22 protein-coding genes and 1 riboswitch are annotated in these 25,811 nt (G+C 36.9%); of the genes, 4 read left to right on the top strand and 18 right to left on the bottom strand.

The genetic code is table 11. From position 1 onward, the window contains the following. Positions 1 to 20: 20 nt before the first annotated feature. A complete protein-coding gene (locus I589_RS07480; RefSeq protein ID WP_010768720.1) occupies positions 21 to 233 on the top strand; it encodes a ferredoxin in 213 nt (70 codons plus the stop codon). A 133-nt stretch (positions 234 to 366) separates the two neighbouring features. Here I589_RS07480 and I589_RS07475 read toward each other — a convergent pair whose 3' ends face one another. The 14 genes from I589_RS07475 to I589_RS07410 form a co-directional block, all read right to left on the bottom strand. After that, positions 367 to 1,707 carry a M20 family metallopeptidase gene (locus I589_RS07475; RefSeq protein ID WP_010768721.1) on the bottom strand — a complete coding sequence of 447 codons (1,341 nt, stop codon included), beginning with the start codon at positions 1,705 to 1,707 and terminating at the stop codon, positions 367 to 369. Positions 1,708 to 2,176: 469 nt separating this feature from the next. Then, on the bottom strand, positions 2,177 to 2,785 hold the full coding sequence (locus I589_RS07470) for an ECF transporter S component (RefSeq protein WP_010768722.1): 609 nt from the start codon (positions 2,783 to 2,785) through the stop codon (positions 2,177 to 2,179). A gap of 150 nt (positions 2,786 to 2,935) precedes the next feature. Next, a riboswitch (FMN riboswitch) is annotated at positions 2,936 to 3,059 on the bottom strand. Positions 3,060 to 3,222: 163 nt separating this feature from the next. Continuing rightward, a complete protein-coding gene (locus I589_RS07465; protein WP_010768723.1) occupies positions 3,223 to 3,951 on the bottom strand; it encodes a pseudouridine synthase in 729 nt (242 codons plus the stop codon). Continuing rightward, complete coding sequence (scpB, locus tag I589_RS07460; RefSeq protein ID WP_010768724.1) at positions 3,951 to 4,547, bottom strand: SMC-Scp complex subunit ScpB; 597 nt, start codon at positions 4,545 to 4,547, stop codon at positions 3,951 to 3,953. The genes I589_RS07465 and scpB overlap by 1 nt, the downstream gene beginning before the upstream one ends. Then, a complete protein-coding gene (locus tag I589_RS07455) occupies positions 4,531 to 5,298 on the bottom strand; it encodes a segregation/condensation protein A (protein WP_010768725.1) in 768 nt (255 codons plus the stop codon). The genes scpB and I589_RS07455 overlap by 17 nt, the downstream gene beginning before the upstream one ends. A gap of 38 nt (positions 5,299 to 5,336) precedes the next feature. Further along, positions 5,337 to 6,227 carry a site-specific tyrosine recombinase XerD gene (gene xerD / locus I589_RS07450; protein ID WP_010768726.1) on the bottom strand — a complete coding sequence of 297 codons (891 nt, stop codon included), beginning with the start codon at positions 6,225 to 6,227 and terminating at the stop codon, positions 5,337 to 5,339. Positions 6,228 to 6,699: 472 nt separating this feature from the next. Then, entirely contained in the window at positions 6,700 to 7,194 is a 495-nt protein-coding gene (fur, locus tag I589_RS07445; RefSeq protein WP_010768727.1) for a ferric iron uptake transcriptional regulator, read from the bottom strand. Positions 7,195 to 7,298: 104 nt separating this feature from the next. After that, entirely contained in the window at positions 7,299 to 8,162 is an 864-nt protein-coding gene (locus tag I589_RS07440; RefSeq protein ID WP_010768728.1) for a CvfB family protein, read from the bottom strand. Between the two features lie 15 nt (positions 8,163 to 8,177). After that, positions 8,178 to 8,501 carry an AzlD domain-containing protein gene (locus I589_RS07435; protein WP_010768729.1) on the bottom strand — a complete coding sequence of 108 codons (324 nt, stop codon included), beginning with the start codon at positions 8,499 to 8,501 and terminating at the stop codon, positions 8,178 to 8,180. Next, positions 8,491 to 9,204: an AzlC family ABC transporter permease gene (locus I589_RS07430; protein WP_010768730.1), complete on the bottom strand. Its 714-nt coding sequence runs from the start codon at positions 9,202 to 9,204 to the stop codon at positions 8,491 to 8,493. Before I589_RS07430 ends, I589_RS07435 begins: the two co-directional genes overlap by 11 nt. Before the next feature lie 1,235 nt (positions 9,205 to 10,439). Further along, a complete protein-coding gene (locus I589_RS07425) occupies positions 10,440 to 12,386 on the bottom strand; it encodes a cell division site-positioning protein MapZ family protein (RefSeq protein WP_010768731.1) in 1,947 nt (648 codons plus the stop codon). Positions 12,387 to 12,636: 250 nt separating this feature from the next. Next, positions 12,637 to 13,746 (bottom strand): RNA polymerase sigma factor RpoD, encoded by a 1,110-nt coding sequence (rpoD, locus tag I589_RS07420; protein WP_010768732.1) that lies wholly within the window; start codon positions 13,744 to 13,746, stop codon positions 12,637 to 12,639. 19 nt (positions 13,747 to 13,765) lie between these two features. After that, entirely contained in the window at positions 13,766 to 15,613 is a 1,848-nt protein-coding gene (gene dnaG, locus I589_RS07415; protein ID WP_010768733.1) for a DNA primase, read from the bottom strand. A 205-nt stretch (positions 15,614 to 15,818) separates the two neighbouring features. Further along, complete coding sequence (locus tag I589_RS07410; protein WP_010768734.1) at positions 15,819 to 16,457, bottom strand: lysozyme family protein; 639 nt, start codon at positions 16,455 to 16,457, stop codon at positions 15,819 to 15,821. Positions 16,458 to 16,626: 169 nt separating this feature from the next. Here I589_RS07410 and I589_RS07405 point away from each other — a divergent pair, with 169 nt between their 5' ends. Further along, positions 16,627 to 17,346, top strand: coding sequence for an alpha/beta fold hydrolase (locus tag I589_RS07405; RefSeq protein ID WP_010768735.1), 720 nt, complete (start codon positions 16,627 to 16,629; stop codon positions 17,344 to 17,346). A 9-nt stretch (positions 17,347 to 17,355) separates the two neighbouring features. Further along, positions 17,356 to 19,941, top strand: a complete 2,586-nt coding sequence (gene mprF / locus I589_RS07400; RefSeq protein WP_010768736.1) for a bifunctional lysylphosphatidylglycerol flippase/synthetase MprF — start codon at positions 17,356 to 17,358, stop codon at positions 19,939 to 19,941. An 85-nt stretch (positions 19,942 to 20,026) separates the two neighbouring features. Here the strand turns inward: mprF and tuf are convergent, their stop codons facing one another. The 4 genes from tuf to I589_RS07380 form a co-directional block, all read right to left on the bottom strand. Continuing rightward, the gene (tuf, locus tag I589_RS07395; protein WP_010768737.1) at positions 20,027 to 21,214 is read right to left on the bottom strand and encodes an elongation factor Tu; all 1,188 of its coding nucleotides are present in this window, start codon (positions 21,212 to 21,214) and stop codon (positions 20,027 to 20,029) included. A 391-nt stretch (positions 21,215 to 21,605) separates the two neighbouring features. Beyond that, positions 21,606 to 23,591, bottom strand: a complete 1,986-nt coding sequence (gene nagE / locus I589_RS07390; protein WP_010768738.1) for an N-acetylglucosamine-specific PTS transporter subunit IIBC — start codon at positions 23,589 to 23,591, stop codon at positions 21,606 to 21,608. Positions 23,592 to 23,593: 2 nt separating this feature from the next. Continuing rightward, positions 23,594 to 24,463 (bottom strand): PRD domain-containing protein, encoded by an 870-nt coding sequence (locus I589_RS07385; RefSeq protein ID WP_010768739.1) that lies wholly within the window; start codon positions 24,461 to 24,463, stop codon positions 23,594 to 23,596. A 213-nt stretch (positions 24,464 to 24,676) separates the two neighbouring features. Beyond that, positions 24,677 to 25,189 carry a hypothetical protein gene (locus I589_RS07380; protein ID WP_010768740.1) on the bottom strand — a complete coding sequence of 171 codons (513 nt, stop codon included), beginning with the start codon at positions 25,187 to 25,189 and terminating at the stop codon, positions 24,677 to 24,679. A gap of 163 nt (positions 25,190 to 25,352) precedes the next feature. On the opposite strand from I589_RS07380, the gene I589_RS07375 reads away from it, so the two are divergent. Next, a complete protein-coding gene (locus I589_RS07375) occupies positions 25,353 to 25,703 on the top strand; it encodes a YxeA family protein (RefSeq protein ID WP_034685023.1) in 351 nt (116 codons plus the stop codon). The last annotated feature ends 108 nt before the right edge of the window (positions 25,704 to 25,811 follow it).

The following is a 25,811-nucleotide window of genomic DNA, read 5'->3' as shown; positions in this document are numbered from 1 at the left end:
TAAGATAGGATTGACTGTTTATGAAAAATTGCCAAATCATTCCAGAACGTTGCATTGCCTGTGGAATCTGTGAACTTGTCGCGCCAAACATCTTTGAGTATGACGACGAAGGGATTGTACGCTTTGTGCTGGAGCCAAATGCGCAGCATCAATTCATTCCAACATCCGAAGAAACAGCTGTTCTTGAAGCTTATAGAAAATGCCCAGTTCGAGCAATCGTACTCGATAAATAAAGGTACATTTATTTTAACAATACCTCAGGGGAAATACAAAATTATCTAAAAAAGTTGTCTGCAAAAAGCGAAGCGACCTCCGAAAATCTAACGTTTGGAGGTCGCTTCACAGTGCAAACAACTTTTTTATGACTTATACACACAGACGATAGACAGCTTCTGCATAGACATCCATAGCCTTATACATGCTGTCCAGTGCCCAAGCTTCATTTGGCTGGTGAGCCATTCCAACCACATCAGGGAAAATCGCCCCAAACGCCACACATTGATTCATAGTACGGGCAAAGGTTGCTCCTCCTGAAACAATGGGCTCAGAAATCATATCTCCTGTGATGTCACGGTACGTATTCAATAGATTTTGAACAAGCTCGCTATCTAGTGGAACATAAAGCGAATCAATGAAATCAAACTCTTCATAGCGCAAATCATATTCAGCTGCTTTATCCGCTAGTTTTTTCACCAATTCTTCTTTGACAACTGTCACAGGCATCCGCATATCCACGCCAATTCTCGTTTCAGTTGGTGTAATGGTTAGACTCGCGAAATTCATAGTTAATTCACCTGATTGCTCATCTTCTGTCTTTCCTACAACGTTTTCTCCTGTGGCATTCTCTTTTACAAGTTTTCCTAAGAAATTCAATGGGGCAAAATCAACCACATCAGACAACGCCATCGCTAATCGTGTAATGGCATTCGTTCCTTTTGGTGCATCCTTTGCATGAATACTTTTTCCAATAACTGTAATAGATTCTCCATTATCTTGAAAATCAAAATTTAAAGAAGCTAACTTTTCTTTGACTTCTTCTAATTTATCTCCAGAATAACTAGCCGTTTCTGGAACGACATTCATGGTTCCTGGTAGATCAAGATCGATTTCTTTAGAACCTGGCCCTACTAAATAAGCTTGCAATAGTCCTTTTTCAGCATAAATTAATGGAAACTTAGAATCTGGTGCAAACCCTAGGCTAATCCCTTCTTCTTTTTCATTATATTTGTCTAAACAACGCCATAAGTTTTCTTCATCCGTTCCAAAAATAAAACGAATACGTTTATTGAAAGTCACGCCTTCATCCATTAAAGATTTCACTGCATATAGCGCAGCAATTGAAGGTCCCTTATCATCCTGTACCCCACGACCAATTAGACTGCCTTCATTTAAAATAGGCTCAAATGGGTTTGATTGCCAATTTGCCAAATCTCCTGCCGGCACTACATCTAAATGGCATAGTATACCAAAAAGCTCTTCGCCCTCGCCAACCTCAGCATATCCATAATACCCTTCAGGATCTTTAAATGTTTTAAACCCTAATTCATCACAAATTTCTAGTGCTTTATCCAAGGCAGCAACAACATGCGTTCCAAATGGATGACCTTCACCTGCATCTGACTCATCTAAAATTGATGGAATCCGAATTAATTCTTTCAACGATTCAACGGCTGCTTCCTGATGCACCTTTTTTACAAATTGTTTCATTTTAATAGCCTCCCGTTTTTGACTAAATTTATCGATTTTTTGTATCTTGCGTTTTTCAGGCTATTTATTCTTGCTAATAACCCCTTACTCTTTCTTTTATGATAGGCGTATAGGAAAAATTTGTCTAGTCCTACTTGTCAAAAAGCAAAGAAAAGAATCTGGAATCCAGAACATAATGATTATAGTTATATCCAGATTTTCTAATCTATTACTAACGTTTTGGGAAGGAACGTATCTTCATGCATAAGACACACTTGAATTGAAGAGCTGCTCTCATTGCTCTCTAAAAGCGAGGTGCTTTAAGAAGGAACAGTTTTGGAAATAAACAGAATCTGTGTCTCTACACTCTTCCTAAAAAATAGATGTAGACGAATTTCTTCATCCACATCAAGAATTATACCGCCTTTATTGTGAATGGACTAAAAAAACTGACTCAAAACGAGGGTTCGTTTCAAGTCAGTCTGGATGTCTATTTTGTAATAGTTGTTGGTCGTTCAAGTTGATGTTGTTTTTTCGCCAACCAAGGTAATAACTTGGCATGTAAGAAAAGAAATACAATGCTAACTACTGAGCCTTTAATCAAATTAAAAGGGACGATACCAATTAATACATAATTAATTAGCGGCATGCCTAAAAATTGAGTCGTATTCATTCCGAAGAAGAATAAATAAAGGGGGGTAATGACAAAGTAATTTGCTATACTCATGAAAATAGTCAAAGCTAAAATTCCGCTGACTGTTCCAATCACCTTATTACGCATTTTATGACTACCCTTATTGAAAAAGTAAAACATCGGTAAAGTGAACAAGACAGAAGCAAAAATACTCGCTACATCACCTACCATATTTGCTGGTGAGAATCCTGTTAATAATAAATGTAGCACGGAGCGAATGACTGCTGTTGCAATTCCTGCCATCGGTCCGAATAAAAACATACTAATCATAATAGGAATATCACTAAAATCGATTTTTAGAAAATCGAACGCTGGCATTATTGGTACTGCGATAAATTGTAACACCAACCCTATTGCTGCAAACATTGACATGGCGACCATTTTTTGTACACGACTGTTCTTCATTTTGAAATCCTCCTGGTTAAGGACACATCTTCAACGAACCCTTCAAATTCATATTCATTTCTACTCAAAACAACAAAAAAACTCTATTTTTTCGCAGGGAAAAATAGAGTTAGAGTTATTTGAGTCGTCAAAAATATCAATTCAAATAAGCCCTATCTTCTTTATCCAGACTTTACTGTCGGTATCAGAATTTCACTGAATCAGCCACCTCAATGAGATGGGTCGTGGACTATAACCACCGGTCGGGAATTTCACCCTGCCCCTGAAGACGAACCTTTTATTTTATTTTACATACATAGTATACACTCCGAATGAAAAAAAACAAGCATTTTGTTTTAACTCTCTGAAAATGATTTTTGTCAATTTACTGGAATCTCTAGCAAGTCGATCATCTACTCTTATAAAAACACTTATTTTTTGTAAGAAAAAAAACCTTCTTACTTCGTCTTATTCGTTGCTAGATTCAACAGGCTGCTAACTTCTTTTTTGTTTAATTCGCGATAGTCTCCCGGACGTAATCCTTTTAATGTTAATTCACCATATTTTTCTCTTTTTAGTTTCTGAACGGGAAGCCCTACGGCCTGCAGCATGTTCTTCACCTGATGATTTCTTCCTTCATGGATAGTCAGCTCTACTATACTTGTCCCTGTTCGCGGATCAACAGAAATCACTTCAACTTTGGCAGGCGCAGTCTTTCTTCCTTCAATCTTGATTCCTCTAGTTAAGGGATGAAGCATTTGTTTTGTTGCCAATCCTTTGACTTTAGCCACATAGACTTTATCTACTTCATGACTTGGGTGAGTCAATTTTTGAGAAAATTCACCATCATTTGTTAACAACAACAATCCTGATGTATCATAGTCTAAACGACCAACTGGGTAAATTCGTTCAGTAACACTTGGCAGAAAGTCTGTAACAACTTTTCTTTCCTTATCATCTGAAACTGCCGAAATAACCCCTTTTGGTTTATACAACAAATAATACCCATACTCTTCTTGGTAGATAGGCACATCATCCACTTCGATTTTGTCCCCTTTACCTACTTTGACGCCCAATTCCTTAATAATCTTTCCATTGACACGAACACGTCCTGCAAGGATATACTCCTCTGCTTTTCTTCGAGAAGTAACTCCCGCATGTGCGATAACTTTTTGTAATCGTTCCATTATTCTTGCTCCTCTTCAGTTGTTTCTAACTCTTTTCCTTTATAGCGGTCAAAAAATAAATCCATTGATTCTTCTTCATCTTCTATTTCCATGGACTGAATGTCTGGAAGCTCTTCAAGGGACTTCAATGCAAAATAATCCATAAAATAAGCAGTCGTTCCATATAAAATTGCACGCCCCGGTCCTTCCACTCGACCTTTTTCTTCAATTAATTGACGAGCCACTAGTTTTTGAACAGATCCTGAAGACTGGACACCTCGAATTTCTTCAATTTCAATTCGCGTAATTGGCTGCTTATAGGCAATAATCGACAATGTTTCAAGTGCTGCTTGAGAAAGCTTATTTGAAATTGGCGATTGCGCATACCTTTTTAATAATGGAGCAAATTTCTTTTTTGTTGTTAACACAAAATGATTGCCTACCTCCAAAATATTTAACGCAGAATGTTCATCTTCTTTATAGCTTTTACCTAGCTCCTCTACCCATTCATAGACCTGAGAAGTCTCAGCTTCAAGGAGATAACTCAACTCATCTAACCCAATTCCTTCCTCACCTACAACGAATAAAATTGCTTCCAACTCACTCAATTTGATCATCTGCTTGTTCTCCTACTGTTCCGTAGAGCATAATCGGCTCATAATTGGCTTCCTGCTCTACCTTAATTCGTCCTGTTTTCATTAATTCTAATAACGCCATAAATGTGGTCACAATTTCAGAACGCGATTCTCCAGTGAAAAATGAATCAAATGTACAGCCCTTATTTCTCGGCAGGCGTGCAATTTGTGCTTCAATCATTTGAATTTTTTCTTCAATCGTTACATCGTCTGTTGCAACCGTTGTTTCTACAACTTTCTTTTTCTTTCGTTTTTCCAACATGCTGTGAAAAGCTAAAAATAAATCAATAGTGTTCAACTGATTAAGCGGCAACTTAGGATTATAATCTTTGTACTGATCTACATCCATCGGTTCTTTTGTATAATATAAGCTTCGTTCATCCGCTTTTTCTGAAAGAACCTCTGCTGCATACTTAAATTTACGATACTCCAATAACTGAGCAACTAGCGCATCCCGAGGATCTTCCCCTTCTATTTCCTCTTCTTCTATCTCAAGCTCCTGCTTTGGTAACAGCATCTGACTCTTTATCGCCATTAACGTAGCTGCCATAACTAAATACTCGCCTGCCACCTCTAACTCTAGCGTTTTCATCGTATGAATATAGGTCATATATTGCTCTGTTACATCTGAAATGGGGATGTCATAAATATCAATTTCAAGTTTTTTAATCAAATGTAACAACAAATCTAACGGTCCTTCAAACACATCTAGCTTTACATTAATTTCTTGCACGCTAATCCTACTTTCTTCATAAAAATATAGCTAAAGCCTCATGCTCGTGGAAAATGCTGCTTGTACACATCTGTCATTCGCTTTTTAGTAATGTGTGTATAGATCTGGGTCGTTGAAATATCCGCATGACCTAGCAGCTCTTGAACGGTTCGTAAATCTGCCCCATTCTCCAAAAGGTGTGTCGCAAAGCTATGACGCAACGTATGGGGGGTTACATCTTTGTTAATTCCAGCTTCTCGAACAATTGTTTTCAAGTTTTTCCATATCCCTTGCCTAGATAAACCATGGCCATGATTGTTAACAAATAAATGCAGCTCATTTGGTGTCTTTTTCGTCAAAGCTGGACGAGCTTCCTCTAAGTAGCGTTCAATCCAATGAATTGCATAATCTCCAAGCGGAATAATTCGTTCCTTATCTCCTTTTCCGATTGTCTGGAGTAATCCGATAGATAAGTGAAGATTGCCTAGTTTAAGTCCAATCAGTTCACTTACACGAAGCCCTGTTGCATACATCACTTCTAGTATCGCACGATCTCGAATCCCCAAGAGTTTACTAGTATCTGGGGTTTCAATTAATCGTTCAACTTCTTCCAGACTTAATGTACTAGGAAGCTTTTGTGCTTTTTTTGGCGAATCAATATGCTGCATAGGGTCGTGGTCTGTGATTCGTTCTTGTCTCAAATACTGATGAAATCGTCGTAAACTCGAAACCATTCGAGTAATCGTTGCCGATGATTTTCCTTCTGTTTGTAATTTCTGTAGATAGGTAACCACTAAAAAACGGTCTACCTGTTGCCAGGAGGTAATCTGATTCTCTTCCAAAAATGTTGTATATTGTGTTAAATCACGTTCATAGCTCACTCGTGTATTTAAAGCTAGTCCTCGTTCAATATTCAAGTAATGCAGATATTCAATAATCTGGTCTTTCACAGAAATCACCTAACTTTCGCATTCTTTATCATATCAAATAACCTGTAGGAAGGATAGAAAAAATTACTCTTTCCACGCAAATTCAATTGCTGAAAAATTCAACAAATACAAAAAGAAGGTGGGACATAACTAATTAAGTTATTCCACACCTTTGTAAAATCTTAATAAACGGCGGGAACAGAAGCAACTCATCTCCACTGCGTTTCGCTCTCAACAACTTCTACGCATGGAACATGCTAGAGTTGAAGGTCTCCACTGCGTTTCGCTCTCAACAACTTCTACGCATGAAACATGCTAGAGTTGAAGGCTTCGAAAATAAGCTGAAATTCCCAAAGATTTGAGGAACAATCTTCGTGAATTCCTTCTTATTTCTTGGAGCTGAACACTTCTGTCCCGATCTCATCTTCTTGCTAATAAAACAAACTATTTATGAACAATCTATAAAATTCCCCAATCCAGGTATAAGCAAGTACTATTGCTGTGACTGGACGGCGTCCTTTGGTTCATCAGCCGTTTCTGTTTTTTTCAGTTGACATTCCCGACAAATACCATGGAAAGTCAAACGATGGTCTTTAATAGCAAACTGATATCTTTGCTCAACAATTTGTTCAACCGATCCTAATAAATCTTCTTCAATTTCCTCAATATTTCCGCACTCTAGACAAAGTAAATGATGATGGAAATGTTTTGCCCCTTCTTTTCGCAGGTCATAGCGTGCAAGACCATCATTAAAGCTTACTTTATCGACAATTCTTAATTCTGTTAAAATTTCCAATGTTCGATAAACGGTGGCAAGACCAATCTCTGGACTTTTTTGCTTCACTAAAAAATAAATTTCTTCAGCCGATAAGTGGTCCTTTTCATTTTCAAGTAATACAAGTACGGTTGCTTCCCTTTGAGGAGTCAATTTAAATCCTGATTCGTGAAGTTGTTCTTTCGTTTTTTTAAGTGCTGCAATAGGATTCATGTGACTACCTTCTCCTTATTTATAATGATTATAAAATAAAAGCTTGATTCCAGCCTATAAATTATAATAATTATAGGTTAGAATCAAGCTTTTGGCAAGGATTCTCAATTAGAATCTTTATTTAATAAAGTATACCCATCTTTTTGTTGAATTTTTCGTTGTTTCAGCAAGCTGCCCAGTGCACGCTTAAACTGTCCTTTACTAATTCCAAAGGTTTGAAGTATTTCTTCAGGTGTTGATTTATCTGTATAAGGAATTTTATTTTCAGGTGCTCGCTCCAAAAATGTTAAGATCATTGCTGCATCATCACTAATCGCTTCATACGCACGTGGTTTTAATGAGATATTTAACACGCCATCTGGACGAACACCAATCACTCTACCCGTCACCTTTTCTCCTAGACGAGGCTCTTGATACCGTTCGGATGGATGGATAAATCCAATATGGAAATCGTCTGTTAAAAGATAAGAACCTACCAGCTTTAAGCGATACACAGTTCCACTAACATTTTGATTTTTCATCTCTTCATTGCCGAGGTTACTCAACGCTTTAAAAATTTTTTCATCTGCTAATGTTCCCCAGATCCGATCTTTTGGATCGACTCTCAAAGAAATCATTAGCTGATCGCCGCTTTTAGGCCAAAGCTCACGCATTGTTGGCAGTTCATCTAAAGAAATTGCCACATCCTTGTCTGGAAGACCAATATCCACAAACGCACCTAAATCTCTTCGTGTGCCTGTGACTGTCCCAAATGCATAATGTCCCACACGACTTTTTGGAATTATTGTTGTCATACTCAACTCTTGTTTTTGATTAATGTAGCCAAAACCTTCAACTACATCACCTAAATTATGTTCGCCTTCTGTTTTTGCCAAACGAAACGTCAAGCCATTTTTTTGTACAAAATAATGAGTATCATTCTCATCTGTAATCATTCCACTAAATACTGTAGCTAATAATGTATTCATATTTTTCTCCTCTACTTAAAAAAACAATCGAAGTAAGGCCATTGTCGCCATACCGACAATTACCGTTCTCATTAAATCCTTTGTGCGAATGGCTACCAAAAAAGTTGGTAAGCATGCCACTAATGATAATAAATCAATTGCTGGCAGTTTACCAGTCCGAACTTCTAAAATACTCTGAAATAGCAATGCCGTCAAGATACAAATTGGAATGTAAGATAAAAAATCCATCAGCCATTTAGGAAAATCAACTTTTTTAGACAAAATAAACGGCACAATTCTTGGAATCCATGTAACAACTGCTGAACCCGCAATTACAAGAAATAGATAGTTAGTTGTCATGATTTGTCACCACCCCTACCAAACAGCCAATAAGTGTCGCAATCAAGACCGATAGCTCTGGAGAGAGAACACTCATCAATAAATACAATGAAACACATACACTAATCAGAACAATAATCGTTTGTCGCGTACGTTTTCGAATCGGTAAATCTACTTGAAGAACAAACAAACCAATAAACATGGCAATTAGTGCAAAATCAAGTCCAAATCGTTCTGGGCTAGGAATATATTCCCCAATCAGCCCGCCTAAAACAGTAGCAGCAATCCATGTCAAATAAGCCATTATGTTTAACCCGTTCATCCACGGAACAGTCACCGGCTGTTTTTTCGCCAGAACCGTTGTCAAAACGCCATAAGATTCATCAGTAAGTAGTGTACCAATCCCTATACTCTCCAATAAATTCGCACTTCTAAAATGTGGAGCCACAGACATACTCATTAGAAAGTGACGAAGATTCACTAAAAATGCTGTAAAAACAATGCTTGCCACTGGTGCTTGAATCGCAATCATTCCACAGATAATAAATTGGGCGCTTCCTGCATAAATAAACACAGACATCATTAAAATTGAAAAGATTGATAAGCCAACACCTTTTCCAACAACACCCGCAGCTAAACCAATTCCTAAATAGCCAAGAACAGTTGGCAAGCAAGCCTCTACTCCTTCTCGAAATGTTACTGCTGATTTCCCTTGACTTTCCATAGCTTTCTCCTCACTCCCGTTTATCAAAAATAGATTTTTATTTAATAAATCAATAAGCAATTCTTTAACGTCTTAAAGCAACTTATTTCCTCCCAAAAAAGACCTCTATGTTTAGAGATTGCTTCTATCATAACGAAGTTGAAAGTGCAACGCAACTTGAAAAAGAAAATTTTTCTAAATTTTCTGACTATTAACTAATATTTTCCCTTATTCTAACTATATCTTCCCCGTTTTTACTTTTTCCAGCAATAAATAAATTTAAAAGGAACGGTCTAATTTCCTATTCACAAGTCAACTAGAAACCTATTTTTATTAAGTAGACTCTGACCTTCCTGATTTATTAAATCGTAATTGTCCGCCTAGTTGAAAACTAGCAAAGGTTTAAAAGAAATCCTTTGTTACTGGTGCCAAGTTATACGCGACTATATTTTGAATATTATTTGACACACAAGGATTACTTCATTTCGTTCCTTTTGAATGTCCAATGATGGGTCATACTCTAATAAGTATCCATTTCCCCACTTAAATACCACCACTTTTTCATTATATTTTCAAAATTCAAACAAACCAAAAATATCATTATTGTTTTTTAAAATAATTTACTTAATTAAATATATTAAATAAAGCGACTATTACTAAGCTAAATACTAACCAAAATACGGATCACTGAGAACCCTTTTTTCAGAGTATTTCTTTTGGCTTTTTTCATATTTTGATTTAATCTTACACGTGCTGCTATCGGCAATGCTTCCCCTCTATTGATATATCCATACTCGAAGCTAAAAACAAACCCCGCTCACCTAAAATCCATCATCTCTACCACCTTCATGTCCACTTTCCTTTCAATCAATAATCCATATCCATTTTTTCTTTAACCATCGCATCTTTCTTTTTTCTGAATTTCCATAACTAAAAATATAATGAATTTTATTAAAAGATGAAATAAAGATGTGATTATTTTAAAAATAATTGGCAATTGATTTTACTATCTTCGCAATTTTTTTGAGCTGTTATGCAATTCCGTTCCTCTTGTAAGCAGATTGAAACACTCTTTGAATTGAAGGTCTATACGCTAAAAAGAGTCCAAAACATAACTAAAAAAATCATGTTTTGGACTCTAGCTTATTAAAGACAAGAGGATATAACTTAGATAGTTATATCCTCGCCATCTGACTGATTTAATTCACACTCCCTTATTATCGGAAAGTTTGTATTTATCAGCTTTATACATATGTTTATTGTGTCTGGTCGCTTCCATTCCCACCAAACCATCCAGTCTTACAATTGATGGTCATCAAATAGAAAGGAAACGAGTACTCAGAACCAAGCAAGTTTGATGGAGAGGTCGCATAAAGATTATAAAATCCTTCCCCATCTTCAATTCGAACTGGTTCTAAGTAATACCCACCTTCCACAATATAGCCACGGTCGAATGCGATAGATAAAACATTCTCTTTGACCCCAGGTGCCCATGTCCAAGCAGCATTATTGACATCATCAATATCACTTTGTCTAGAAGATAGAATCGGTAATCCTTGATTGTTTTTTTGGAAAGCAGGATGTCTCATTCCTTTGCTGTCATAGGCCCATTCAACTCCAGATACATCAGAAGCATTTGATGAAGTTGAATCTGATTGTGTATCAGACACAGTATTCGATTCAGCAGCATTTGTTTGTTCTACAGCTGCCGCTTCTTCTGCTTGTTTTTCAGCTTCTACTTTTTGCGCTTCTTCTTTTGCCTTGTTTTCTTGTGCATCTAATTGTTTTTTAACTGCCTCTAGGCCTTTTGTTAGTTCTTTTGTTAATTCGGTATTTTTTACTTTTTCTACTGCTTTTTTTGCAGCGTCGTAGTTTTCTTTATTTGCTTTATCAGTAACTTTTCCGTCAAGATAAACAACATCAACGAGTCCTTTAGCTGCTTGTAACTCATCGAATTGTGTGTGTGCAACAGAGATAGCCTCATTAATCAATTTAGCAAATGCTGTATCCTCTTTCATCGGTTCAAGATCAATTTTTTTATCTACTTTTAATAATGGATTTTTTACCAATGTATTATCAGAAATCACAGGCTCAGTAAATAATTCATTTGTTTTTTGAATCATCGAAACCTTATTTGAAACATCTGTAAACGTAGTAGAAACTTTTTCATATCCTTTTTGATCTTTTAGTGCATCTAATTGTGTCGATAATTTGGTTAAATCTCCACCTACTTTTTCAACACGTATAAATTCGTGTGTATCATCCGTGTAAAAAGCATCTAAACTTTTTTGAATAGATTCAAGCTCTGTTGCTTTTTTCTTTGTCTCTTCTACTTGTTGAGCATCATTTTCTTTTTTGTTTTGGCTGTAAACACTCCACGCACTTGCACCCAAAATTAGAACCGCAACCGCCGTAATACCTCGAGCAATCGTCTTCTTTTTATTTGAAGCTTCTGGCTTTATCTCTGATTTTTCAAATGTTGGTTCTGATGTTGACTTGTCAGCATCAGAATCTAAAAGTTCGACTTCGTCTAAAAGAACTTTATTAGAATCTGATTCCTTTGGAGCTTCACCAAAAATCGGTAATGGGTCCGTAACTTTAGGCTTCCCGGCTATTAATTCATCCGTTTCTTTGTTGACCGCCTGTGTATTTTTCTCTTCTTGATCGGCAGATACCGTTTCTTCTTTCACAGATAAATCTTCTTGGAATTCATCACTATCAGAACCCTGTAGGTCAGATTCTGATGGCACATCATGGCTATCTTCATCCTCTTGATTTGATGTATCAGATTCTTCTGTGATTACTTCAGCGTTTTCTACATCTGACTCAGATATTTCACTATCTTCTCGATGCTCACGAATATAGGCTGCTAAAAGAGAATTTTCTGCTGGCTGCTCGTCTTCCTCACTAGAAGCATTTGATTCTTCTTCAGATACTCCCGGCTCAGATAACTCATCTTCAGAATCCGCAGAAATCGCTGATTTTTCGCTTTCTGCCATTTTCTCCTCTGCATCATTTTCATTAAACATCTCCATCACAGACTCCAATGGAACATCTCCGTACTCTGACCATTTGATATCATCATTTTGCTCTTCAATAATTTTCTCTTCATTTGATTGATTTTTCAAATCAAAGCCGCATTTTGGACAGCTATCTAAATCGTCATTATATTTAAATCCGCAATTTGGACACTTTTTTCCCACTATTTTTCGGCTCCTTAGTTTATTTTTACACTTACGCTTTAATCTATCATATAATATGATAACAGAAAAGCCCTTCCGCTTTACGATTTTGTTAAGAATTCTTAAAAACAAGTAATATTTTAAATATATTTTAAATAAAAATGACAAAAAAGCGGCCAAAGCAATCCATTATAATCGCTTTAACCACTTATTTTTAATGACTTTCTTCTTAGTCCAGCTCTTTAATTATATAACAAACAAACTTTGACGCTTATTCTAAAAAGTCTTTTAATTGTTTTGAGCGAGATGGATGGCGTAATTTTCGTAATGCTTTGGCTTCAATCTGACGAATCCGCTCTCTCGTTACACCAAATACTTTCCCAACCTCTTCTAGTGTACGTGTTCGTCCATCATCTAAACCAAAACGTAAACGCAAGACATTTTCTTCACGATCGGTTAACGTGTCCAATACATCTTCAAGCTGCTCTTTTAACAGCTCGTATGCTGCATGCTCTGCAGGACTTGTCGCTTCCTGATCTTCAATAAAATCGCCTAAATGAGAATCATCTTCTTCACCAATTGGCGTTTCCAATGAGACAGGCTCTTGTGCAATTTTTAGGATTTCACGAACTTTTTCAGTTGGCAAGTCCATTTCAGCACCGATTTCTTCTGGAGTCGGTTCTCTACCTAAATCTTGAAGTAATTGACGTTGTATGCGAATCAATTTATTAATTGTTTCAACCATATGAACTGGAATACGAATGGTACGCGCTTGATCGGCAATCGCACGAGTGATTGCTTGACGAATCCACCAAGTTGCATATGTCGAAAACTTAAATCCTTTGCGATAGTCAAATTTTTCAACAGCCTTCATCAAGCCCATATTTCCTTCTTGAATCAAGTCAAGAAACTGCATGCCACGACCTACATAACGTTTTGCAATACTAACAACTAAACGAAGATTGGCCTCAGCAAGACGTTGTTTTGCTTCTTGATCGCCTTCTTCTATTTTTAATGCTAACGCAACTTCTTCTTCCGCAGTTAACAAAGAAACTCGACCGATTTCTTTTAAATACATACGTACTGGATCATTAATCTTCACACCAGTTGGAGCAGAAAGATCTTCTTGTTCGGCTTCTTTGGCTTTTTTCTCATTACTTTTTAGACTATGAATAGACGGCTCTCCATTTTCGTCAACCACACTAATTCCTGCATCTTCGACTTTTTGAATAAGCTTATCCATTGCTTCTGCATCTAAAGTAAATGGTGTTGCTAATTTGTTGGACAATTCGTCATATACTACTTGTCCGTTTGCTTTATTTTCTTTAATGAATGTTGCAACAGCTTCATTATACGCTTTGTTTTCTGTTCCTTTTGCCATGAAAGAAGGCCCCCTCTAGTTAGCTATTAGGCTTTTTTAACTGCTTTGTTAAATTTATTATTTCAATTGCCAGTTCCAATTCCAACTGCTGGTTTCCGTTTCGACTTGCTTCTTGCTGCAATAATTTTTTTTGTTTTATTTCGTCAGCTAAGCTAGCTTTTCCGATGACCACCATAAGGTCTTGAATCTCTCGTTCAGAGCTTGTTTCTCCGATTGGAAGATAAGCAATTTCAATGACTATTTTTCGTAGTTCTTCCTTTTTTAGAAAATCTAGAAACTCTGGTAACGTAAAATAACTCCGTTCTTCTAGAAATGCTTCTAATAAAAAGTAAATTTCTTGATAGTGGTCATGTGCAAACTGAAAATTTTGCATGTTCAGTTTATTTCTAACCCCTTGTTCGTTAAAGATTCGGTACAATAATATCCGCTCTGCTTTTTCAACCAGCGATAGCGGTACATTTGGTGCATCCACTGGTGCTGCAGGGGCTTGGGGAGCAAATGTTTCTCGCTGTCTGGAAGCTCTTCTTTGTTGACGAGATTCCTGTTTTAAAGAACGTAATTGCTCTTGGAGACTTTCCCGACTTACCTGAAATTCTGTAGAAAGCTGTGTAAGATACATATCTTGCTCAATTGGTGAAGCAACGGAAACTAATTCTTGAAGCAGGTCTTGAATATAATCAAGCTGCTCTTTTTCATTTTGCAGATTTCGATTTACACGATGATATCGCATCTTGAAAGTAAAAACCGTTTCTCTTCCGTGAAGCGCCAATTCTTTAAATGCTTCTTCGCCGTATTTCCTCAAATATTCATCTGGATCGCGTCCTTCTGGAACACTGACAACAGATAAATGGAGCCGACTATTCTCATTCAAAAGTTCAATCGCTCGATTTGTAGCTTCAATTCCTGCACTATCTCCATCGTAACAAATAACTAATTCTTTTGTCACCCGTTCAATTGCTGACAACTGCTGATTCGTTAAGCTTGTCCCCATTGAAGCAATCCCATTTTTAATTCCCGCCTGCCAGGCAGCAATTACATCCATGAATCCTTCAAATAGGAAAACTTCACCCTCTTTTCGAATCGTACTTCGCGCTTTGTCAAAATTGAAAAGAACTAAACGTTTATTAAATAGCTCTGTTTCAGGACTATTTAAATATTTGGGCTGGTCTGTTCCAGGAAACTTCTCCGTTTTTAACAACCGACCAGAAAAACCAATTGTTTTTCCCTGAGCATTTCGAATAGGAAACATAATTCGCTGATAAAATCGATCAACAAAGGTTCCACCATCTCTTTGAACAAACAAACCGCTTTCTTTCATCAGCTCGGAATCGTAAGCTTCATTTTCAAATACCTGAACTAAAAATTGTCGCTCATTTGGCGCAAAACCAATTTGAAATTCTTCAATAAGCTCCATAGTTAACCCACGTTCAAGCAGATAATCAAGTGCTTCCACACCTGCTTTTGTACGGACTAACAAATGATGGAAAAGTTCATTTGCCTTTTCGTGTAATTCAATCAGCTGTCTTTGCCTTGAGTTTCCTTCCACAGCTTCTCCTGAAGGCTTCCAAGCCCCCTGTAAAGGAATTTGCTCAAGCTCTGCAACCTTTTCTACCGCCTCTGGAAAAGAGACTCCTTCTAACTCTTGAATAAAGTTAAAAACATTTCCGCCTTTTCCACAGCCAAAGCAATGAAAAATTTGTTTGTCCTCTGCCACTGAAAATGAAGGTGTTCGCTCTTCATGAAATGGACATAAACCTAAATAGTTTTTTCCAGATTTTTTCAGTTGAACATATTGACCGATAATTTCGACTATATCCGTTTTCCCTCGAATCTCGTCGATGACTTCTTGAGGGATTCTCTGAGCCATTTCACTCACCTCCCGTTTACACTTTTTGTGTATAAACAACAGTCGGTAAAAAATCGCACTAATAAGAATCAGCGCGATTTCTAAAGGACACAATTATACATATTTCATTTTACCATATCTTCACTCATTTTCAAGTAATTTGTATTTAATGAAGGATTTTTCTAAATGATGGACAGTTTTCACTCTCTTTTTTTAAAGAATGCCCTTAAAAAAGCCAGTCCATTTTCGTCAAAATCCACTGATTCATTTTTACAACATCTGCATAAAAAATGTTTCCGCCATTATGATACAAATATCCCCCATTATAAATCAATGATTGAATTCGCCAATAACGATACTGCTTTTTTTCTGAATTTCCTAACGTCGGCGATAATACATCTCTTGAGTAGGTCTCTGCTAGCTCGATTGTGTTCTTTCCACCATTTTTAGCTACGTAATTTACATAATCTATTCCAAAATTGTATGCTTGGACGGCTGTCCAGACATCATCGCCCTTTTCCTTTGCTAATGTTAATACTTCAGCAAAATAAGAAACGCCTCTTTCGATACTTTCGTCTTGTGTCGAAATCTGATTTTGGCTGCCAAAAGCACTTTCTGAACTTTGCATCAGATCAATCCCTTTGCCTTTTGACTCGGTGTAGATGATTGCCATCAACAAGCTCTTGTACTCTGAAACTCCATTTTTTTCTGCTGCCTCTTCTACTTTCTCTTCATATTGGTGGACACGTTTTGCCGTATCATACGTCCGATAGCCGAAAAAAACACCACCTGCAACTAGAATCATCAGAAGCATAAAAATGAAGTGTTTGAAAATTTTTCTCTTTTTTATTCTTCTTTTTTTCATTCACCAATCATCCAAACTTTTTAAGTCTTTTAACATAGTACTATGAGTCGAATCAAATAACCAACAATCTTGGCATTTTTTATTTTTCTTTAATAAAAACTCAAGAATTCTGTCTTTTATTTGCTTGAGACAAGAGATAGTTTATACTTAGTCATAGTAGGTGATTTTTGTGGAAAAAGAAAAGAAATACGCTACTATGGCAGATGGAAGTCAAATTTACTATGAAAAAAGTGGTCATGGCTCTCCTCTATTTTTATTACATGGAAATGGAGGCAGTGGAAAGTATTTTTCAAAGCAAGTACCTGAACTAGAACATGACTTTCAAATTTTTCTAATTGATAGTCGTGGTCATGGTCGTTCGACAAACGACGCACCCACCTTAAACTTTCGTCTCATGGCAGATGATTTAAAAACAATTATGCTTTTAGAAAATATCCATAAAGCTGATTTTTTAGGGTTCAGTGATGGAGCAAACTTGGCTATGATGTTTGCAAGTATGTATCCTCAGTCTGTACATCGCCTCATTTTAAATGCAGGAAATACAACGACTAGCGGAGTTCATTTACTCGGTCAGCTAGCAAGCTACACACAGTTTATTTTTGCTTTTATTCTTTCTTTGTTTTATCCAAAAATGAAGAAAAAAGTTCAGTCTCTTTCTTTACTTCTTCATGATATAGGGGTAACTGAGACAGAATTAAAACAGATTCCCTGCCCAACACTCATACTTGTTGGTAAGCATGATATCATCAAGCTGAAACATTCGATGTATCTTGCAAAAGTTATTCCAAAAGCTTCTTTTGTTCTTGTTTCTGGACAAGGACATGCGTTTGCACGAAAAAATCCAGAGCGATTTAACTTTGAAATTCTAAAATTCTTAAAAGAAAAGTAGGTGGATTATTTGAAAAAGTTTATCTCTTGGCTGAAAAGCCATGCAGGACTTTTTAAAACTATTTTCATTCTTTCGGTCATGATTATCGTAGTTGGCGAACTCATGTCTATCGGAAAAACACTCTCCATACAGGAGCTTAGCAACACATTTAGCGATATCCCCATCTGGAAAATCGCTCTAATGTTTCTTATCGGTCTTATTTCTGTTCTGCCAATGATTGGCTATGACGTTATTTTGAACCGTATGCTAGATCAAAAACAAGAACGACGTTATCTATTTGAAACAAGCTGGGTTATTAACACGATAAACAACATTGCAGGATTTGGCGGTTTTGTCAGTATTGGGCTTCGATCTGAATTTTATGGAAAACATCATCAAGGAAAAAAAGTTATCCAGTCTCTTTCTAAAATCTTTTTATTCTTGATGGCTGGACTTTCTATCTATAGCTTATTCTCCTTCTTTGTTGTGCTCTTTGGTCATGTTAACCCTTATCTTCAGCAATATTGGATTTGGTTAATCGGTGGCGGCTTATATTTCCCCATCGTCTTACTACTGACAACGATTCGAAAAGAGGGCTATGTTGGCGGACTTGACAATCGTTCAAAAGGACAATTAATTCTTGTTTCTTTCCTTGAATGGACGGGTGTCTTAGGCAGTTTCTTTGCTATTGGTGCATTAATGGGAATTCCAATTGACTTTTGGCAAATCACACCCTTATTCATCGCGGCCTCTGTCATCGGAATTGTCTCTATGATTCCAGGAGAACTAGGCAGTTTTGATATCATGATGATTTTAGGTCTCTCTTCTTTAGGGATTCCAAAAGAAACGATTGTTGCCTGGATTTTACTTTATCGTTTATTCTACTACATCATTCCCTTCATCATAGGAATTGTACTTTTCTTCAAACACTTAGGAGGAAGCCTTGATCAACGATATTCAGGAATCCCTAAACAGTTACTTATGGAAATCTCTCATAAACTCGTGGTTGTTTTTCTCTATTTTTCAGGAATTATGGTCGTTTTATCAGCAACTATTCCACAAGCTTTTACTGAATTCAAATGGCTGCAGCATATTAATCCTTTGAGATTTCATATCATCGTTCAGTTTCCAAGTATTTTATTAGGTTTTTTACTCTTGATTATGGGTCGTGGGGTAGCTGCACGAGTAAAACGCGCCTATCTTCCAACGATTATTTTAATTTCTTTAACGTTAATCTATGCGTTTATCGGTGACTTCAGTCTTGTTACCTGCCTTTTTTTACTAGCATTTTTAGTGATTATCATTTTTTCAAAAAAGGAATTATTTCGAGAACAGCTTGTCTATTCATGGGAATCACTCACAGTTGACGGACTCATTTTTGGGGTCTTGACGATTCTCTACATCATTATTGGCGTATACAATATGCCGTCATTTCCACATAGACAGCATCGCTTTATCTCTTTCTTTTTATTTCCATCCGAAAGAGTGTGGTTTTCAGGATTACTTGCTATCATCGCCGTCTCCTTGTTCATCATTTTATTTGTTCGCTTCTTGCAAGGTCAAAAACATCAAATTGGCGAAGCACTTGATGAAGCACGAGCTTTGCATATCTTAGAGACCTACGGCGGAAATAGTGATAGTCAACTGATTTTCTTAAACGACAAACAGATGTATATATACAATAACGGAGAAGAAGACACCGTACTTCTTCAATTTGCTACAAATAATAATAAATGTATTGTCATGGGTGATCCTTCTGGAAAAAAAGAAGATTTTTCTAATGCTATTGAAGCCTTTATTCATGAAGCAGATGTTTGGGGTTACCTTCCTGTCTTTTACGAAGTTAGCGAAGAAACTGTGATGACCCTCCATGAATTTGGTTATGACTTCATTAAAATGGGAGAAGAAGCTCACGTTGATTTACCCAACTTTACAACTTCTGGTAAAAAAATGAAGGGCACTCGCGCCATCTTAAATCGTTTGGATAAAGAAGGCTATCAATTTGAAGTTCTTCAGCCACCTTTCTCTAAAGACACGATGGAACAGCTTAAAGAAATTTCTGACGAGTGGTTAGGCAGCAGAAAAGAAAAAGGATTTTCCTTAGGCTTCTTTTCAGAAAGCTATCTTCAAAAAGCGCCAATTGCAGTGGTGAAGGATGCAGAAAATCAGATGGTGGCTTTTGCAAACTTTATGCCAACCTATTCAAATGAGCAAGGAACCATTGACCTGATGCGCCACAGCCCTTCCAAGGCTCCGTCAGGAAGTATGGATTATTTATTCATTCACTTGTTTGAATATATGAAAGAACAAGATATTCGTGTATTCAACCTTGGAATGGCACCTCTTTCAAATGTAGGAACGTCTCGTAAAAGCTTTATACAGGAACGAATTGCGTATCTTGTGTATGAGTTTGGGTCTCGTTTTTATTCTTTCCAAGGCTTACGTGATTATAAAGAAAAATATGCCACACAATGGGTCTCACGCTACACCCTTTATTCTCGAGACAGTTGGGTTGCCTATGTAATGATTTCTTTATTGATTATCGATAATGCCCCTGTAGAACCTCAACCAAAATTGTATGGCTTGAAAAAGATTTTAAAAAGACGATTTGAATAAAAAAAACTAGGTGAGTGAGAATCTTCTTAAATTCAAGAAGTACTCACTCACCTAGTTTCTTTTTAAAAGACTTTATAAAACAGTCTTAACCTTCAATTTCTGTAACAATCCCTGAACCAACTGTACGACCACCTTCACGAATAGAAAAGGTTGTTCCGTTTTCTACAGCGATTGGATGAATTAAATCTACATCAATCGTTACATTGTCTCCTGGCATAACCATTTCTGTTCCTTCTGGTAAGACGATATTCCCCGTTACGTCAGTGGTACGGAAATAAAATTGTGGACGATAATTATTGAAGAATGGTGTATGACGCCCACCTTCTTCTTTGGTCAACACATAAACCTCAGCCTTAAATTTTGTATGAGGTGTAATTGATCCTGGTTTTGCCAAAACTTGTCCACGTTCGATTTCATCACGTGTAATCCCACGTAACAAGACACCAACGTTATCTCCTGCTTCACCATAATCAAGTGTTTTACGGAACATTTCTACTCCAGTAACCACTGCTTTTTGTGTTTCAGGTTTAATCCCTACAAGCTCAACTTCATCGCCAACACGTACAACCCCTCGATCAATTCTTCCTGAGGCAACCGTTCCACGTCCAGTAATTGAAAATACATCTTCAATAGGTAGTAACAATGGTTTATCTGTGTCGCGTTCTGGTGTTGGGATATAGTCATCTACCGTATCCATCAATTCCATAATTGCAGCTTCAGCTTCCGCGTCTCCTTCAAGTGCTTTTAGCGCAGATCCTTTAATAACTGGCGTGTCATCACCTGGAAAACCATATTCAGAAAGTAGTTCACGAACTTCCATCTCTACCAAATCAATCAATTCTTCATCATCGACTAAATCCGTTTTATTTAAAAAGACAATTAAATATTTTACGCCTACTTGACGAGAAAGCAAAATATGTTCTCTTGTTTGCGGCATTGGTCCATCTGTTGCAGATACTACTAGAATCGCTCCATCCATTTGAGCTGCTCCAGTAATCATATTTTTTACGTAATCCGCATGTCCTGGTGCATCTATATGCGCATAATGTCGTTTTTCAGTTTCATATTCTACATGTGACGTGTTAATAGTGATTCCACGTTCGCGTTCTTCAGGGGCTGCATCAATACTGGCATAATCTTGTGGGTTCGCTAGGCCTTTTTTCCCTAATACTGTTGTGATTGCAGCGGTTAATGTCGTTTTCCCATGGTCAACGTGACCAATTGTACCGATATTAACATGTGGTTTGCTTCTGTCATAATGTTGTTTTGCCATAATTTACATACCTCCTATTTTTATGAAAGGTTCCTTGAACCTTAACAAGTCTATTATATTCTTTTTTCTAAGAATATAAACTAATTCGTATCCACTTACTATTTGTAAGACGTTTTCGAATATGAGCTTATTATACGTCAAAATTGGTCAAAGTCAACTAGTTTGTCTTCTCCTTCTTACTCCTATCCATTTTTCTTCTGAAAGCACATGAAAAAGCTTAGTTACCGTCCCTTGTTAGTGTCACGACTTACTTTTTCTATCCGTCAATTTCAGGAATAAATAAGATAGCCACTGATAACTGAGCATCTATCCTTGTCAAACACCTTACTTCTTTATAAAAAAAAGGTAGGACATAACTATTTCAGTTATCCTCCTACCTCTTTGAATTTTTTTATTTTGCAGTGACTTGACCTAATACTTCATTTTTATTCACAGCAGTATCTGAAGTTGGTAATTCCAGAGAAGCAACTTGATCTTGGTTTGTAAACACCACGATGACATCACTTTTCTTCCCAGCTTCTTTTAACGCAGTTAAATCCATTGTTGCAAGTTTATCTCCTTTAGAAACCTGTTGTCCTTCAGAAACAGCCAACGTGAATGGACCACCTTTTAATTCAACAGTATCAATTCCCATATGAACTAGCACTTCTAATCCAGCTTCTGTGCGAATCCCTAAGGCATGCTTTGTAGGGAAAATACTCGTAACTACACCCTCGACAGGTGTAAAGATTTCTCCAGATTCAGGAATAACAGCAAAGCCGTCACCCATCATTTTTGCAGAGAAAACATCATCTTCTACTTCTGTAATTGGAATCATTTTACCAGTAGCCACTGCAAAAACAGATGCGTCTTTCACATCAGAAACAACGACAGACTCAGACTTTTTTGGCTCCACTGCTTTAGAAGCACTTGCAGGCTGCCCTTGATGAAGTCGTGTCATTTCATCTGCAACAAATTGAACCTCTGTACCAACAATGACTTGAATATTTTTACCATCAATCACTTTCACACCAGGAACACCTGTTGATTTTATCTTTCCTTGATCGACTAGACTCGTATCTTTTACTTGTAAACGAAGACGCGTAGTACAATTGTCAATTGCTGTCACATTTTCTGAACCACCAAGGTAGTTATAGATTTTGTTTGCTAATACAGCAAATTTATCACTTCCTGCACCAACAAAAGAGTCAACATCTGCATCTTCTTCTCCTGTTCCTTCTTCACGTCCAGGAGTCATTAAGTTAAATTTCTTAATAACAAATAGGAAAGTAAAGTAGTAAACAACAGCCATTATTAGCCCTAAAACAATCAACATATACGGTTTGTTAGCAATTGGGACACGTAGACTCAAGAAGAAGTCAATAAACCCAGCACTAAAGTTGAATCCAGCAGTCCAATGGAAAAAGGCTGCGACAAACATTGAAATACCTGTTAAAACTGCATGTACTACATATAAAGGCCATGCAACAAACATGAATGAAAATTCTAGTGGTTCTGTTACACCTGTAAAGAATGAAGCAAACCCGGCAGCTAACATTAATGAAGCAGTTTGTGCTTTTTTCTCAGGACGAGCACATTGATAAATTGCTAACGCTCCTGCAGGTAAACCAAACATCATTACTGGGAAGAACCCAGCTTGATACATTCCTGTAACACCTTTTGTTCCTTCACTTGCCCAGAATTTTGCAATATCATCAATTCCAGCAATATTAAACCAAAATACATTATTTAAGGCATGGTGCAGTCCTGTTGGAATCAACAAACGGTTAAAGAAGCCGTATAGACCTGCTCCCAACGGTCCCATGCTTGAAATCATTTCGCCAAAAGATACCAGTGCATTATAAACAGGTGGCCAAACAAAAATCAAAGCAGCTGACACAAGCAACATCACAAATGATGTAACGATTGGAACCAAACGCTTTCCACTAAAGAACGACAGCGCCATCGGAAGCTTTACACCACTAAATTTGTTATACATTGCACCGGCAATCAACCCTGCAAGTATTCCAATAAACACATTTTTGTTATTAATCGCAGTGAATGCTTTATCTACCATTTCCACATCGATACGTTGAAACATTGCAACTGATGCCGAATTAATTAAAGTCATTGGTACTAAAAAGGCTACTAAACCAGCTAGAGCAGCTGAGCCATCTTTGTCTTTTGACATCCCTAGCGCCAATCCAACCGCAAATAAAATTCCTAAGTTATCTAAGATTGTGCCCCCAGCTTTAATTAAGAAAGCCGCAAGTAAATTATTTCCACCCCAACCACTAGGATCAATCCAGTAGCCAATTCCCATGAACAATGCCGCTACTGGCAAAGTTGCTACAGGAAGCATCAACGAACGACCCATTTTTTGCATATATGCTTTCATTTTTATTCCTCACTTGTCTTCATATTTTTTGTATTACTTTTTGACGAAAGACGCAATCTTTCAATATGAATTGCTAAATACCCTAACTCCTCACCTGTAATGGATAACTGATAATTTTTCATTAGGAGTACTCGTATTTTTTTTGCAATTTCATAGCTTTCCGGATACTTTCGTTTGACCATTTCTAGTATCTCCGTATCCAACACGGCATACTGATTGTGTTGGAATCGATGAAGCAACAATCGTAAATGATTGGCTAATCGGGAATAATTTAAGGACATGGTATCCGAATGAATATCCACCTCTAGCTCATTTTCAATTAAATGAATGATGTCTGAAATAATTGTCACTTCACGGATACTTTTACTATTATTTGATTGGCCACTTCTAGCACTATGGATGTGAATAGCAATATAACCCGCTTCATCATAGCTATAAGGAATTCCCAGCTGCTTCGTTAGATAGTCCACCGCCCATTGTGCGATGCTAAACTCATCGCTATAAAGAACCTCAATTTCTCGAAGTAGTTTATTTCGAATAACTATCCCATTTGCAATATTCTCAGCTGAGAACGCAATATGGTCCGTTAGCGCAATCAGTAAATGCTCATTTAATTTTTCCATTAAGACTGTTTCTGCATGATCAATGATATGCTCAACTGCAAAAAAGAACTTTTCGTCAATTTGTGCAAGTAATGCTTGTAATTTTTTTTGACTCTCTGGCTCCATTACAAACAAGCGTTCAATATCTCTGTGAAACAATAGATCATTTTTTTGCTTATTAAAGCCGATTCCTTTACCAACTGCTACTTTTTCTTGGCCTTCGTCAAGGACAATAACCGCATTTTGGTTTAAAACTTTTTTTATTTTCATTCTAGTATTTTCCTCTTCTGCAGAAGTAATTCTTTCTCATGCGCATGAAAAAAGCATGGAACAATCCCAAAGGAACAGAGTAATACGCCCTGTTTGGAATTCTTCCATGCCTAGTATTATCTAGTCACATGAAAAGCTATTTGTTAACGTGTACAGTGTACAAACGATTTCAACATTTGTCAATACTTTTGCAACGAAATTTTTTTGAATATCCTATCCAATAAAATGCTGTCCCTCTTGAACTTTTTTTGGTTCAGGATCTTCAATAGTCAATATATCCCTTTCATGCCAGTGAATTTCTAAATTGGTATAGGTCAACAATGCATCAAAATTCTCCATGTTGTCATAAATTTTATGCAGCGATTCACTACGCTCATTTTCTTCTTGAAATTCATTGATTAACTGCTCTTTAAACGTCATTAGTTGTTGGTTGCCAATCGTTACCAGCTCATCAAACTGTTGACGGCTTGCTGATTTTAGAACAAAGTTAGTGGGAGAGCTGTATGTGGTCAACTCTTCTACCTGCTCTTTTACTTCATCAAAAAGACTGCTCTCTTTGTCATAAGAATATTGCTCACCTTCAAGTGAATATAGTAATAGCAGTGGTTCATTTAATTCGCGCTTGTTCTCATTTAGCCACTGAACTGTTTCTGCTAAAAATTCAATAAGAAAACCTATCCCCCATTTAAATCGGAAACTTGTTTCAAAAAATTCATTTTCAGACATCTTATCCCTCCATATATATGTAATCGTTTTTCTTTTTTAGTCTATCATACTTTCGAATATATGGAACGTTGTTTTATATTCTAACAAAATTGTCACTATTTTGTGAGGTTTTCTAATGGACGTAGGACTTGTTTTCATGAATAATAGATATGAGGTGAAAATCATGAAAAAAATTATTGGCTTCTTCGTTGTCTTACTCATCTTTGCTGGTGGTAGTTGGTTTGCTTACAACTATTTTTATGGAGGCGAAGCCTACTACACACAAATCGTTACTGAAGGCGAAAAAGAAACGGATCAGTCAAGTGGTGAAACCTTCACTACTTATACTTATCAACAAAAAGCCTACAACAAAGACGGTGAGGAAAAACAAGTTTCAATGAATGCTTTTCGGGATCGTCCGCTTAGACTAAAAGCTTATTTGAAACTAAAGGTCAATCCTCGAAAAGGTGTTATGGAATGGGAAGAAATTCAACAAACAGACGTTCCAGAAAAAGCTTTAGAGAAATTGAATTAACAAAAAAATAATCGGACTGAGTCCCTCCTTTTTACTAAGTAAATAGTTAAAAGCTGTACAACTTAAGAATGGAAGTTCTGTGATATACAGCATTACGAAGGAATTCAT

The sequence above is a fragment of the Enterococcus phoeniculicola ATCC BAA-412 genome (genome assembly GCF_000407505.1).
In the GTDB taxonomy this organism is placed as follows: domain Bacteria; phylum Bacillota; class Bacilli; order Lactobacillales; family Enterococcaceae; genus Enterococcus_K; species Enterococcus_K phoeniculicola.
The sequence above is the reverse complement of the archived record's forward strand: the minus strand, read 5'-3'. Positions and strand labels throughout refer to the sequence as shown.